A 13,526-nucleotide genomic window follows, 5' to 3' on the forward strand; every position below is an offset into this window, starting at 1 on the left:
CAGAGATGGAATTTTTTAATCCAAATTCAAATGTCGATTTCATGGGAGCCAGGAAATGGACAGCGATCTTCTCGGCTCTCATTTTTATAATATCGATAGGTGCCCTGATTGTTAATGGCTTGAAATGGGGCCTTGATTTCACTGGTGGAACGCAAATTGAAGTCTCTTATGCGCAAGCGGCGGATTTAAACCAAATCCGCGATAATCTTTATAAAGTGGGTTTTAAAGAAGCGCAGGTCGTTAGCTATGGCACATCAAAAGATGTATTAATCAGCATTGCTCCAAGAGCCGATATGGAACAGTCGGTGCTGGTTGATAAGGTCATGTCGCAATTACCTGGGGCCACGAAACAGCGCGTGGATTTTGTAGGACCGCAGGTGGGAGAGGAGCTGGCTACCAAAGGTGCGCTGGCAATTGTCGTTTCCTTGTTAGCGACTATGATTTATATTGCAATGCGATTTGAATATCGCCTGGCAGTGAGCTCAGCGGTTGCCCTGATTCACGACCCGGTGTTAATTCTCGGCGTGTTCGCTCTGTTCGGTATTGAGTTTGACCTCAAGGCCCTGGCTGGGTTATTGGCGGTAATCGGCTACTCCCTCAATGATACGATTGTCGTATTTGACAGGGTTCGCGAGAATTTTATTAAAATTCGCAGAGCCAGTCCGTTGGAAATTATGAATATTTCTATCAATCAGACTCTATCCAGAACAATCATGACCTCTTTATTGACTTTATTCGTTGTGGTCGCTCTTTTTGTTTACGGTGGAGAAACGATTCATGGTTTCGCTCTGGCATTAATTATCGGTATTTTAGTGGGTACTTATTCTTCCATTTATGTAGCAGGTGCCCTGGCTGTTATGATGGGCCTTGACAGAAAAGACTTCCTGCCTTCTCAGCGCAAAGAGCTCGATGATCGCCCATAAAAATGGGTGATCTCAATCGCTGGAGGAGTATATTATTCTTAATAACCTAGGATGGGACCTCAGATGAAAAAAGCTGATTTGGAACAATATACCAAAAACTATTACGACAATGTAGGTGTTGTAAGATACTTGTTCAAGAGCGAAAAAAAAATGGCAGCCCTTAGTGAGTTTGTTAACTCAATTAAGGACAATGTGGATTTGACCTCTCAACAAATACATAAATTGGCCGAATTACTGCTTACCAAACTGAAGCCTCATGAAGTTGAGCTGATAGAACTGGAGGCTAAACTGGCTGCCGTTGATCATCAGAAGAAGTTGTCAGGAAAGAAATTTCCCGATCCAAAAGCGGATTATAACAGCAGCCTTGTTGCTTTTTGGGAAATGGCCAATCTGGCTTTTGGACACTTTACAGTTCTTACCAAACTGGAAAAAAAAGGGACATTAACTGAAGATGTTACGCTTCTGTGCGCAACATATCCAACGAGGGCCTCAAAATTAGCTGATAAGCTCATTGATCTTAATAATAAAGCCTGTCCCACTGCTTTTGTATTATTAGCAGGTGAAATTGCCCAGGCTATCCCTGATCCTGAGAAATTATCGGAATTTTACGATTATGCTTTCAAGAATGCGGTCCCCGATGTCCTCTTTGCAAAATATATGGAACTACAAATCATTTTGAGTAAAGCAGAGCTTGAGCTTGATCCAGCTGTTCTTTTTGGAATTGATCGATCGGAAATAGTGGACGTTGAAGCCTTAATTAAAAAGATGATTGAACTTTCCAACAATGAAAAATGGGATATCAAACCGTATCTGACACAAGCTTGTAAAAGCGGGAAGCATAGTGTTGAATTACATAAAGCTCTTGCAGATCTTTTTGCACTGAGCATTGAAGATTCCCTCCGTAAATCCCTTTTAGACCTCATATTCGCTCATCCTGAACACAGTGCGGCGGCGGTGAAGATCGCCGAGGCGCTTAAGAGCAATGATTTAATAACCGAAGAATATATTTCAAGATTTGGGGCATTTCTTAATCATGCGGCTGCGGATGTTCTATTCATAAAATATTTAAATCTGCGGGCAACTTTGAACCAGGCTCAACTCGAGCTTGATACAGAAACACTATTTGAGATTGAAAGAACGGCAATTGATGAGGTTGATACCTTAATTAAAAAGATGATTGAGCTTTCTAACAGCGAAAAATGGGATATCAAACCTTATCTGGCATTGGCTTGCAAGAGTGGGCAGCACAGTGCTGAGCTAAATAAGGCACTGCCAGGTCTTTTTACACTGTGCAGTGAAGATACCCTACGAAAACCTCTTTTAGACCTCATGTTCGCTCATCCAGAGCATAGTGGGGCGATAATCAGGATTGCCGAAGCGCTCAAGAGCAATAATCTATTAACCGAAAAATATATTCCAGAGTTTGGAGCATTTAAAAAAGATCTCCCTTATCTTGCGAGGCTTTTAGAAAGATTATCCGGGAGTGAAAATGCGCCATCGACAGAGAAAAAGGAGAGTTTATTAAATCCAGAAAATCTGGAGCGTATTATCAGGGAGTCGAGCCATGTGAAATCGATTCTGCAAGGATGTCTGTATTTAAAGGCCGCCCAAAAGCTTACTCAGGATAATTTAACTCATATTTTCAGTAAACCCGCCGCCGCTCATGGACTTGCTCAGACATTATGCGGGAGAGATTGCTTTGCGGGGGCAAAAGACAAGACGCTGTCAAAGCTGATTGCCGCAGAGAAACAAGAATGGTTGCGACAAAGCAAGATGAATAAGCTCGAGGACCATATAAATGCTCCGGAATCAGACAGCGAAAGGAACTCAGGCGAGCAAATACCTGCGAGAAGAAAGCTCAGCTTTTTTAAGCTGATGGAAGAAGCAATGCTGGCTGCACCAGTCTTAAATCAGGAGGAGGGCGCATCAGTCTCTATGAGCCCACAGTAGCGCGGTTGCGAACTATTTTATCATTTCCGCGCAGGGTTTGTTGCATAAATGAAGACGGGTGCACAAAAAACGTCTTTGCGAGCGTTAGCGAAGCAGCTTCCAAGTTTGTTTCAAGTTTGATCTGGATTGCTTCACTTTGTTCGCAAAGACGACAAGATAGTTTGATTCGTTTCTAGTACGCAAAAGCCGCGCGGGAATGACGCAATTATACATCAGGGATGGCTAATTCATGGATACATCAGTTCAGTCACTTTCTCTTCAGATAAAAGGGGATTTGTCTGAACAATTTACGAGAATTTTTATGAAAAAAATAGGGATGCTGATTTTACTCTTACCATTGGTCTTATTGCTCAGTTCGCATTTAAAAGATGAGCCTTTTCCACCGGATGAAGAAGACATTCCTTGTTTTTCAAACGCTGGAATAGGGGCTTAAGAGTAGAGGCATTGCGTATAGTTCGCGCAATGCTCTCTCAACGTTGTCATTGAACCAGCGTAGAGGAGCTGCGTGTTAAAACAAGCTATTCAGCCAGAAGACCGTCTATTTTGGCGGCACAGATAAAATCATTGGCAGTTAAACCATTTAAAGCATGGGTCATAAAGGTTATATGGCAATAATTATAACCGACCTCAAGATCCGGGTGGTGGTTTTCTACATTCGCTATCCAGGCAACGGCATTGACAAAAGCCATTGTTTCATAGAAATTATCGAAAGAGAAAGAACGTTTAATCGCCTGATGCTCATTAACAACCTGCCATCTTTCATGCAATTGGGAAAGTAAATTCAGGATTTGTTCCGCATTAAGGGTTTGCCCGATTCCTTCACAGGACTCACAATGTTTTTGACGCAAATCATTAGTCATAAAGTCTCCTTATTGGCTGATAAACATGTCGGTAATGTAGCAAGCAGACGTGCATTCTGTTCTTTTGTGCCAATACTTATTCTTAGATGATTTGGTAATGCATAAGGAACAAGCGGCCTTACGATAATACCATGCTCAAGCAGAGATTGGTAAACTGGTAATGCGTTTTGCTTACAATCTATCGTTAAAAAATTACAGGCAGAAGGCAGACAGGGCAAGCCCAAATCACTAAATCCTGCGGCCAGTTGCTCCATACCCTGCGCATTCACACTTAAGGTTTCTGCAACAAAGCTCTGATCAGCAAGCGCCTCAATGCCTGCCTGCATTGCGACCTGGTTAACTGCAAAGGGTAGTTGGACGCGCAATAGCAACTGAATTATGTCAGGATGGGCTATCGCATAGCCTAGGCGAAGACCCGCCAGCCCATAGGCTTTAGAAAACGTACGGGTAATTATTAAATTGGGGTATTGATTTAAAAATTGAAGTGCGCCGGGTTGTCTGGCTGAATAAGCAAATTCATAGTAGGCCTCATCAAGAACAACTATGGTTGAGCTTGGAATTGAAGCCATTAAGCGTTCGATTTCCTTCAAATCAAGCAGCAAACCAGTAGGATTATTGGGATTTGCAATAAAGATCAGCGCAGTATTAATCGATGCGCGTTCGATTAATCCATCAATATTGACTTCCCACTCATTAAGCGCCGGGCATATTGAAGTCGGGATCCCTAAAGTTTGAGCCTGAATCTGATAAGAAATAAAGGCGTGCTGATGCGTTAAAATCTTTTTTCCGCTGTGCAGGGCAAATGCAACCATCACAGTGTTAAAAAGCAAATCGGAACCATTGGATAAGGTCAGCATAGCTTCTTCAATGCCCAAATGATTGGCCAGTTCTTTTCTCAATGGATGGATACCTGGACTAGGGTAAGTCGCGATAGTTGTATTGCTTAGCTTTTCAAGTACATCCCGGACATGCGGGCTGCAACCCAGTGGGTTCTCATTACTGGCTAGTTTGATGATATTTTCAATCCCTAGTTCGCGAGTAAGCTCCTCAATAGACTTACCCGGCACATAGGGATTAAGCGTTTTGATTCCTGGATGAGGAAGTGAGAAAAAATCACAGGCCAAAAGACTCTCCTTTTTCATGCCCAAGAAAATATATTTACCCAAGTAAGCTTGAATTGCAACTTGTATACGCAGCCTGCACGAATAGTACTGTCAGCAAAATATACTCTCCTGATAAAATATAGCCACACCGAAATTATATTGTCCTACTCATTTAATAAGTTTAATACAGAGCAAAGAGGATCTGAGAATTATTGGGTTTTCCCGCATATCCAGCCCAAACTGGCAATGACTATGCACGAGGCGTGACTGAGTAGTAGCTACGAGCTATTTGTTACAACTTTCTACATAAAAGTATGCCTTGCCCAATTGGTACCACTAAAGAATCAACTCTTTTATCTTCCAGTGCACGATCAATCATTGGTTGAAGATCCGATTGATGAGAAATCACATTATCTGCCATTAAGATGCCACCAGACACCATATTGGGAATAACGATATCATAACAGTCGGCATAAAGTTCTTTTTCTGTATCAAGAAAGCACAAAGATAGATCCTTATAATTTGGCAAATAATCAAATACATTGCCTTGCACTAGTTCGACATATTGCTCCACCTGGGCTGAAGCGAATGTTTCCTTTGCCAATGTGATTTTTTGTTGATCTAATTCAAACGTTGTTATTTTAGTTTCTAAATGTTTGCATGCTAACGCTAACCATAAGGTTGAATATCCAGCGCTTGTACCTATCTCTATCCATTGCCCCTTAGACGAACTCGTTGCTGCAAGTAAACTAATGAATCGCCCAGTTTCAGGAGGGATTTGGCGTAATTTATCAAAATGCTTGATATCGATTTGACCAGACATTTCTTCACGATCTCTATTTTCCAAATCGTTCATTCGTTCTACGATTGCAGCTGATATATTGTGAAACATTTAAACTCCTCGCTTCGATTTATTAATAAACGCTTTTAGCGACAAATACTTACCATAACCCAAATGGGTTGCAATAATTTTACGAATGGGAACACCTAATTGATAAAGGTGTAAGATTTTTTCTTTATCTTTGTCATACATGGAGGCTTGTATTACTCCTTTTGGTTTACCCAGCTTGATACCTTTTGCAACTCGAGCGCGTAACCCTTCTTTTGTACGCTCTGAAATGAAATCTCTTTCTAGCTCCGCAAGCATTGAAAAGATAGTAATAAGTACCTTATTAGCCATATTGTTTTTAGCAGTGGGATTTAAATCCAGATTTTGCTTGATCAGGATTAATCTTGCTTGTTTGTCTTGAGTGATCGTTTCTATGGTATTTAGAGTTTCTTTAATTGAACGGCCAAGCCTTGATAATTCAGAAGCAATAACCACATCATCGAGTGATAATTTATCCAGCAATTCATCGATTCGGCGCATAGCAGTTGACTTGCGCGAGGACATTTCCAATTCAATCCATTCGTCAACCATGAGCTTTTGTTCAATGCAATAACGGCTGATACTGTTTTTCTGACTTTCGACACTCTGATCCTGAGTACTCACCCGAACATATCCATAAATCATGCTGATATCACCTATTTTTTACTGGTTTTTGTATTAATGTATTTTTCATGCTTAACACCATTATATTATTCATCGTTTATAATGCACCTTAATGATATAATTTATCGCTCACTAAAACGAGCGTTAAAAGAATTAAATTTGATGCCCCGGATGTGCCTTAATGGCAAAGCTTGAAATACAGACGCCTGCAGAACAAATTATTTTTAATAGTCCGCCAAATTTTTCCCCTGATGAACAAAATAATTATTTTTGTTTACCACCAGAGTTAGCAGTCTGGCTGAAAAGCGTGGATAGCGTCACCAATAAAGCTGGATTTATTTTATTGTTTGGGTATTGCCTGGCAGGAGCGCGATTCTACCAGCCAAGACAATTTTATGAGTCTGATCTCAAGGCCATATGCCAGCAATACAGCTTTGACAACACTGAAGTGCAACTAAAAAAATATAATCAGCGGACGTTTAATTACCACAAACGGATAATCCGTGAATATCTGGAGATAAAACCCTTTGATGAAGAGGCAAAAACATTGTTCAGGGAGAGCATCCATGATCGCGTTGCCCGTCGTTACCCACCAAAACAGATTTTACAGGATGTATTCGATCTTCTGAAAGCCAGGCGTATTGAGATCCCTCGCTATAATCGATTTGCCCTGAGCATCACAGAGATAATCAGTGATTATGATAAACATCTGATTAATATGATTGAGGATCAATTATCCGATGATCACAAAATCAGTATGGATGCTCTTCTAAAAATAGATGATGCTGAGTCTTCAACCATTGCCAGACTTAAAACCATTAGTCACTCAAGAAAACCAAAGGAAATCAAGGAAAGTGTCGAAGATTATCAACTAATCCAAGGCCTATATAATAGTATCACCCCCTTGCTGGACAGACTAAATCCGCACAATGATACAATCAAGCATTATGCAACCTGGGTCCGCAAGGCCAGTCTGTTTCAGATTAATCAGCTTCAATCCGATAAACGCTATCTCCATATAATCTGTTTTCTGGTTCATCAGTATCAGTTAAGACAGGATATTTTTGCAGATATTTTACTGAACTGTGTGAAGGCAACGGAAAACGCCGCTACGAAAAATGAAAAGGAACACATCTTTAAACAGAAAGACCAGCAAAAGGAAACCCTGCAATTATTATCAGATGCAAGAATATCCTATAAGGCTCAACTAAAAAAAATTGAAAAGCTGGCAACATCACCTGTATTAAGTGATTCGGAGAAGGTTCAGCAAATCAGGCAACTGCTGGAGGACTATCACCAACACCTGGAAATCCATCCACCGGAACCAAAACTGGATAAATGTACAAAACAGGCACTCGATGAGATGAACGCACAAAACTATTACCAGATCCTGGAGGATTTATCCCTTAAATTACAGAACAGAGTGGCTGATATTTTGCGCAATATTGCATTTGATATTCCGCAAAATCAGGATATTCCTGCCATTTTGGTAGCCATAAAACACTATCAGGCCAAAATAGGTAATGTGGGGAAAGAGGCGCCAGTCAGCTTTTTATCTGAAAATGAACAGGCTGCACTTTATTCCAGTGAAGGTAAATTCAGGATCTCCCTTTATAAGGTGTTGCTGTATTTTTATACGGCCGATGCTTTAAAAGCGGGTGTTATCAGTCTGAAGCCAGCCTATCGCTATCTGTCACTGGAAAATTATTTACACCCCAAAGAACATTGGCAGGCTAACAGGGACAGGTTACTGGAAGAAGCAGAGTTACTCGATTTTGCAGACATTGATCAATTAATGGAAACCCTTCAAAAAAAGCTCCATGGGGCATACCATAAAACTAATCGCCGTATCAAGGCAGACAAAAATCCTCACATCAAATTTGATTCAAAGGGACGAATGGTGCTGGCAACACCCAAAGTCGAAAAAATAAATACGCAGTCAGTATCTTCTCTGTTTGCTGATCAGAAATATACATCGGTACTAAAAATATTGAGTGATATTCAGCGGTTAACTGGTTACCTTGATTGCTTTCGCCATCACAGCGTTAAAGACAAGAAGATCCTGCCCAAAACATCCATATTTTATGCAGCGATTTTAGGAATGGGATGCAACATAGGTATCAGCAAGATGGCCAATGTCTCCAAAGGAATTACGGAAGATGCCCTGGAAAACTTTGTAAACTGGCACATGAGTCTTGATAATATTAATGCAGCAAATCGATGCATTCTTGATCTGCTCGGCAAGCTATCATTAGCCAGCATCTATCAAAAAAATCCTGGTGAATTACATACATCCAGCGATGGACGAAAAGTCAGCGTAGTTGTTGAGTCATTGAACGCCAATAAATCATTCAAATACTTTGGAAGCGGCTCAGGATCTTCACTTTACAGCTTTATTGATGAGCTAAACCGCCTGTTTTATACTATGTCCATCAGTAGTTCTGAACGAGAAGCAGCCTATGTCGCTGATGGATTATTACATAATCTTTCGATCAAGAGCACAATCCATTCCACTGATACACATGGTTATTCTGAAGCAATTTTTGGGATATTGAACATGCTTGGGATTTATTTTGCACCCAGAATTAAAGGTCTGAAGAAAGCCACCCTATACAGCTTTAACTCCAGAAGCACCTATGAAACCAGAGGATATAAAATACTCCCGCATCGCTATATTGACACTGATTTAATTAAAACCCATTGGGATGATATTTTGCGTTTGATGGTTACGATTAAACTTAAAGCCACAACGGCATCGCAACTGTTCAAGCGTCTCAGTTCATATTCTAAACAACATCCATTGTACTGTGCCATCAAGGAATTTGGACGGATTATTAAAAGTCTATTTATTCTTCGCTATATTGATGATGTGGAATTACGACAGTCTGTTGAAAAACAGTTAAATCGTATTGAGCTATCGAATAAATTCTCAAAAGCCATTCTGTTTGGTAACAACCAGGAAATTCAATACAGCAGCAAGGAGGAACAAGAAATGGTTGTTGGTTGCCAACGCTTAATCCAGAATGCAATTGTATTATGGAATGAGCTATACCTTTCGCAAAAATTGGCTCTGTTAGAGGATGAAGCAAGCAGGAAAGCACTACTAGCCATCATTCGCAATGGATCAACTTTAATCTGGCATTATGTCAATTTACATGGGGAATATGATTTTACTCAGGATATTGAAGAGCAGGGTATGTTGTTCGATATGGACAAAATATTGGCACTTAAGGTCGCTTAGCTATCTCATTGCCAGTTTGGGCTGGATATGCGGTAAAACCCAAATTATTAAGTCTTCTTATAAAAAATATTGAACAAGAGGGCTGAAAGAGATACTCTCTCCATGCAAGTTTGACCCCGGGAACGTAAATGGAAATATACAAGGGATTTTCTTTGATCGAAGTGCTTATTGCCCTTTTTTTGGTTGGAGCAGGAGCGCTGGGTCTTATCTCAGCACTTTGGCAGAGCTCACATCGGCTCAATGAGTCGCTTGACCAATTTTCTCAATTCATTATCCGTGTCAACCAGCAGGAAGAAGGTGGCCCTTTATGCGCTTTCAGCAAGGAATAAGTCTCGTTGAGTTGCTAATCAGTTTATTTTTATCAAGTCTGTTATTAATGGTTCTCAACCAGCAATACATTAACACCCGGCAACAATACCGTCACAGTCAAAATCTGCTTGAGAAAGAAAATGATGTGCAGATGCTCGTTCAGTTGCTTAGGGATAGTTCAAAGCGTGCAGGTTTTAGTCCCTGCGCAAATATCGCAAGTTTAATAAATCCTGATTTGGAAACGATACACATTGATAACCGGAAAATGGAATTGCGTTTATCGAGGATGAATGAATCCTTTTCACGCCTGTTAGAGGAGAATGGGAAAATCATTCTGCTTGAAAAAAATGAAACGATAAAAGCGGGACAGACAATTGTCATTGCTGATTGCTTTCATGCGGAAACTCGCCTGGTGAAAATGGCCAGGTTTAATTCTTTTGGCCAGTTGCTGGAACTGGATCGCACACTCATTTATCAATATCTTGATCCTGTCTATGCAGGGCTCTGGATTCAGGAGCAATTTTCTGTAGAAAACCATAGCTACACTTCTCCTGCACTGTTTTACACTTTTAATAAAAAAGAAGAATTGAGCGGCATCATTGATGGAATGAAGACTGAACTGATTAGAAAGGGGGGCCATTGCTTTCTGAAAACAATGCTATTTTTAAAAAAAAGCAAACCCGTTGAATTATTGACGCGAGTCCGTGCAGTATGAAAAGCTCGCAGGGAATGATTCTAATCGTTTTTTCATTAATTTTAAATTTTATTGCTTTACTGGTTATGGCTCAAAGTGAATCCTTATTTTTATTTTACAAAAATCTAGGGCAGATGATCCATATTCAAAGCGAAATCCAGTTCCTGGAAGAGGAGGCCATCCGATTGCTAAAACAGAAAAAAAGCACATGTACAGTATTTAATCAGGGAGCTAATGAAATTCTTCATCAGCTGCAATCAAGATCGGCATGCTGTATCAGACATGAGGAACAAAAATACTGTTATTTGCTTGAGGATTTAGGTGAGTTTCCCTGCCTTCGGATTAAGAATAAATACAAAAGTCATCAGTGGCGAATTACATTGAGCAACGATCAATTACGGCCTTTTATCATGCAGATTCGTTATGCTGAAGCCACGGGCTCCCAACAATGCCTTGAAAATCAATTCAGGGTGATAGAGGAAGGAGTCCAAAGTTTCAGAATACTGTAAATTAGCCATCAGGTTCCTGATGGTCCATTTATTCCACTGCTGATATCCACCAGCTGATCGCTATCCAGTACCTCAATCGCCTGCCTTGGTTTGGATTTATATTCATAGATTCCAAAGCTCAGAATTTTAAGTATCAATCGGGTAAATTTTTCAAAAGTACTGTGCAGTGAGGATAAAGAGGGTTTGTCCAGAACTGTATCTTGTACCGTTTTCTTTAAATCATCACTATATTTAACGAGCAACAAGCCTGCATTATGCGTATTACCCGTTTCCAGAATGAACTTAATGCTATCATCCAATTCAGCTTGTGAGGCATTAAATTTAAGAAGGGCATCCTCTAAGTCTTTGAGTTGCTGTTGCTTCAGGGGATCTGAATCCTCGGGGTCGATTGAATTTTTAAATTGTTCCAGGCTATTGATTGCCTCCATTAGGTTTTCATGCAGTTTTCTTAAACGGGCGAGAGGAGGCAATTCGATATAGTTCATAACCGATTTTACTGCTGATGTAACGATCGGTTTATAATTTTTAGGACATTTGGATAAGTCATCAAGTTCCTTCTGATATTTAGGTAGTTCCTGCACAATGAGGTCCAGATGTGCCTGGTATTCACTGCTAAAATAGTCCAGATCATTCAGATCCTCGGTTACATGCCTGTATTTCATGGTCAGCGATTCGACTTCCACATAGACATCGGTGGTAAGATCAAGCAGGCTTACAAGGTTATTACCAAAAGTGCTGGCCTGACTGGCAGAACGAAATAATTTAGGGGCATATTCCTTTGTCAATTCAAGCACACAGGCTCGCCACATTTGCGCCTGCTCCCGATTTTGAAAATGGAGTTTGGCTGGATAAATTGATTTGAGTTGGGTCAGCACTTCCTCAACGCTCTCCCGATTGACAGCCACAGAGGGCTCTTTTTTCCGGATAGTTTCCACAATTTTGTTTTGAAGCTCATTGCCCAAACTAATAACCTGGCATAGGGCTTGTGCTGTAATAGGCAAGCTGAGGGCAGCGTTAATTGCTGTGATTAAATCTTCAAATTCATCGAGAACCAATTTATCTCCAATTGGACCAGGGATACCCGGGGTTGAAGAGTCTCCTTTTTCAGATTCAGAAGCCTGGCTGATAACTTCCAAATCAAAAACAGGAGCCGTTAAGACTTCACCCTGTTCCCCACTATTGGACGGAATGTGTTCTTCTGGCGGAAGCGAAGGTGAATCAATCACTGTTAACTCAGGAAGAGGCGCTGGCACACTGAGGTCTTGTGAACGAGCGGGTTGGGATGAAGGATTGCTATTAAAAAAAGAAGCCCTTGGCAAGGGAGGGGAGGACGGCATTACCCGGATTAACTCGTCCTCTTCTGCCTTTTGGACTGGTTGAGTCGCCGGTGTGTGTATTTGAACAGGCTCCATCAGTGAATTGACAATTTCATTCAGCTGGGAGATGCCCTGTAAAATATAGGGTTTGCCCTGTTCCCGAAGTCTTAGGCAATTTTTGACTGAAGCAACTATTTCAGGGGAGTATTCACCAGTAAAATCAGGTACCTGAGTGATTAGCTCTAATAATAATGAGCCGGGCTCTGGATTGATAATCTGAATAGCCATTTCTTTGGGAACCGCATTGATTAGCGTCGCATATTTTGATAGTTGCAGGGCGAGTAAATCGAGGAATTCAATTTCGTTTGTCCTGTCAAGCCCCGTTGACACTGATTCGTACATCCTCTGAACGTGTTGTTTGAGTATGTCCAAACCCATTCGGGTCACACTGGGGTTATCTTTCAAAAGCCGAACCACTGAGCCTAGCCTTGAATCAGCCTCTTTTTCATAATCCACACGGTCCTGCTTCTTATCAGTTCTTTCCCAGTGCCCGCCATTGCCTGCCCCGCCAATGCCCCCTTCATGATAGACGTCAATTAGTCCAACCGGATTCTGCAATGCAATATGCGGAAGGGTTTTGGGAGATTCCTCGGCTCTGTGATAAGTAAACATAATTCCCAACGGCGCCGCGACAAAGGTTGAAATTTCATCGGGGCTAGCCGAATAAAAGCGATTTTGTAATTCGGGAACAGGTTCAGACATCTTTCGTATATAAGCTTCCAATCCGGCTCTATCTTCAAAAAAGGCAGGTAAATCGTGATCAACTTTCATTGAGTCAGCCATAAATTGACGTAATACGGGTCCCAAGATGATTTGCTGGTCGAAAGGATTATATTGCCGTAAAAGTTTCGCGAGTTCTGGCCAGGATATTTCTTTTCCTTCAAGGTAGGAAGCTGCAAACGTCTGTTTCAGACGCTCATAGTTCACATCATCCTGAGGACGGCTATAACTGCTGTCGCTGCCGCGTTTCAAGCACTCCTGAACAATTTCAGGGGTTAGAAAATGCATTGGGCAGTTATTCAGTAAGGCAGAAATTTTTGGATAGGCCATTTTCTTTTCTAAATTTAAA

At 41.0% G+C, this 13,526-nt stretch carries 12 protein-coding genes; 7 read left to right on the forward strand and 5 right to left on the reverse strand.

What is annotated here, in order from left to right; translation table 11 throughout:
* Positions 1-5: 5 nt before the first annotated feature.
* From secF to DYH61_RS04380, 3 genes are all read left to right on the forward strand, one after another.
* On the forward strand, positions 6-923 hold the full coding sequence (gene secF / locus DYH61_RS04370; protein WP_058508866.1) for a protein translocase subunit SecF: 918 nt from the start codon (positions 6-8) through the stop codon (positions 921-923).
* Positions 924-986: 63 nt separating this feature from the next.
* On the forward strand, positions 987-2,873 hold the full coding sequence (locus tag DYH61_RS04375; RefSeq protein ID WP_133129108.1) for a hypothetical protein: 1,887 nt from the start codon (positions 987-989) through the stop codon (positions 2,871-2,873).
* A gap of 229 nt (positions 2,874-3,102) precedes the next feature.
* Positions 3,103-3,306 carry a hypothetical protein gene (locus DYH61_RS04380; RefSeq protein WP_058508864.1) on the forward strand — a complete coding sequence of 68 codons (204 nt, stop codon included), beginning with the start codon at positions 3,103-3,105 and terminating at the stop codon, positions 3,304-3,306.
* 85 nt (positions 3,307-3,391) lie between these two features.
* Here DYH61_RS04380 and DYH61_RS04385 read toward each other — a convergent pair whose 3' ends face one another.
* The 4 genes from DYH61_RS04385 to DYH61_RS04400 form a co-directional block, all read right to left on the reverse strand.
* The gene (locus tag DYH61_RS04385; RefSeq protein ID WP_058508863.1) at positions 3,392-3,733 is read right to left on the reverse strand and encodes a 4a-hydroxytetrahydrobiopterin dehydratase; all 342 of its coding nucleotides are present in this window, start codon (positions 3,731-3,733) and stop codon (positions 3,392-3,394) included.
* Complete coding sequence (gene hisC / locus DYH61_RS04390; protein ID WP_058508862.1) at positions 3,730-4,857, reverse strand: histidinol-phosphate transaminase; 1,128 nt, start codon at positions 4,855-4,857, stop codon at positions 3,730-3,732. The genes DYH61_RS04385 and hisC overlap by 4 nt, the downstream gene beginning before the upstream one ends.
* Before the next feature lie 271 nt (positions 4,858-5,128).
* Positions 5,129-5,728 carry an O-methyltransferase gene (locus DYH61_RS04395; protein WP_058508861.1) on the reverse strand — a complete coding sequence of 200 codons (600 nt, stop codon included), beginning with the start codon at positions 5,726-5,728 and terminating at the stop codon, positions 5,129-5,131.
* On the reverse strand, positions 5,729-6,349 hold the full coding sequence (locus DYH61_RS04400) for a recombinase family protein (RefSeq protein WP_058508860.1): 621 nt from the start codon (positions 6,347-6,349) through the stop codon (positions 5,729-5,731).
* 160 nt (positions 6,350-6,509) lie between these two features.
* On the opposite strand from DYH61_RS04400, the gene DYH61_RS04405 reads away from it, so the two are divergent.
* The 4 genes from DYH61_RS04405 to DYH61_RS04420 all read left to right on the forward strand — a co-directional run bounded on the left by DYH61_RS04405 (position 6,510) and on the right by DYH61_RS04420 (position 11,081).
* Complete coding sequence (locus DYH61_RS04405) at positions 6,510-9,569, forward strand: Tn3 family transposase (protein WP_058508859.1); 3,060 nt, start codon at positions 6,510-6,512, stop codon at positions 9,567-9,569.
* 128 nt (positions 9,570-9,697) lie between these two features.
* Positions 9,698-9,898 (forward strand): type IV pilus modification PilV family protein, encoded by a 201-nt coding sequence (locus DYH61_RS04410; RefSeq protein ID WP_058508858.1) that lies wholly within the window; start codon positions 9,698-9,700, stop codon positions 9,896-9,898.
* Entirely contained in the window at positions 9,877-10,593 is a 717-nt protein-coding gene (locus DYH61_RS04415) for a prepilin-type N-terminal cleavage/methylation domain-containing protein (protein WP_058508857.1), read from the forward strand. The genes DYH61_RS04410 and DYH61_RS04415 overlap by 22 nt, the downstream gene beginning before the upstream one ends.
* Positions 10,590-11,081: a hypothetical protein gene (locus DYH61_RS04420; protein ID WP_058508856.1), complete on the forward strand. Its 492-nt coding sequence runs from the start codon at positions 10,590-10,592 to the stop codon at positions 11,079-11,081. The genes DYH61_RS04415 and DYH61_RS04420 overlap by 4 nt, the downstream gene beginning before the upstream one ends.
* A gap of 8 nt (positions 11,082-11,089) precedes the next feature.
* On the opposite strand, the gene DYH61_RS04425 is transcribed toward DYH61_RS04420, so the two are convergent.
* Positions 11,090-13,507, reverse strand: coding sequence for a hypothetical protein (locus tag DYH61_RS04425; RefSeq protein ID WP_058508855.1), 2,418 nt, complete (start codon positions 13,505-13,507; stop codon positions 11,090-11,092).
* Positions 13,508-13,526 lie beyond the last annotated feature (19 nt).

Source organism: Legionella quinlivanii (assembly GCF_900461555.1).
Classification (GTDB): Bacteria; Pseudomonadota; Gammaproteobacteria; order Legionellales; family Legionellaceae; genus Legionella_C; species Legionella_C quinlivanii.

Bases quoted from the DNA above. Each gene is read 5' to 3' on its own strand.
- DYH61_RS04415 (WP_058508857.1), top strand. From the start codon at position 9,877: ATGCGCTTTCAGCAAGGAATAAGTCTCGTTGAGTTGCTAATCAGTTTA.
- DYH61_RS04375 (WP_133129108.1), top strand. From the start codon at position 987: ATGAAAAAAGCTGATTTGGAACAATATACCAAAAACTATTACGACAAT.
- DYH61_RS04425 (WP_058508855.1), bottom strand. From the start codon at position 13,507: ATGGCCTATCCAAAAATTTCTGCCTTACTGAATAACTGCCCAATGCAT.
- DYH61_RS04420 (WP_058508856.1), top strand. From the start codon at position 10,590: ATGAAAAGCTCGCAGGGAATGATTCTAATCGTTTTTTCATTAATTTTA.
- DYH61_RS04400 (WP_058508860.1), bottom strand. From the start codon at position 6,349: ATGATTTATGGATATGTTCGGGTGAGTACTCAGGATCAGAGTGTCGAA.
- DYH61_RS04410 (WP_058508858.1), top strand. From the start codon at position 9,698: ATGGAAATATACAAGGGATTTTCTTTGATCGAAGTGCTTATTGCCCTT.
- DYH61_RS04380 (WP_058508864.1), top strand. From the start codon at position 3,103: ATGGATACATCAGTTCAGTCACTTTCTCTTCAGATAAAAGGGGATTTG.
- secF (WP_058508866.1), top strand. From the start codon at position 6: ATGGAATTTTTTAATCCAAATTCAAATGTCGATTTCATGGGAGCCAGG.
- DYH61_RS04405 (WP_058508859.1), top strand. From the start codon at position 6,510: ATGGCAAAGCTTGAAATACAGACGCCTGCAGAACAAATTATTTTTAAT.
- DYH61_RS04395 (WP_058508861.1), bottom strand. From the start codon at position 5,728: ATGTTTCACAATATATCAGCTGCAATCGTAGAACGAATGAACGATTTG.
- DYH61_RS04385 (WP_058508863.1), bottom strand. From the start codon at position 3,733: ATGACTAATGATTTGCGTCAAAAACATTGTGAGTCCTGTGAAGGAATC.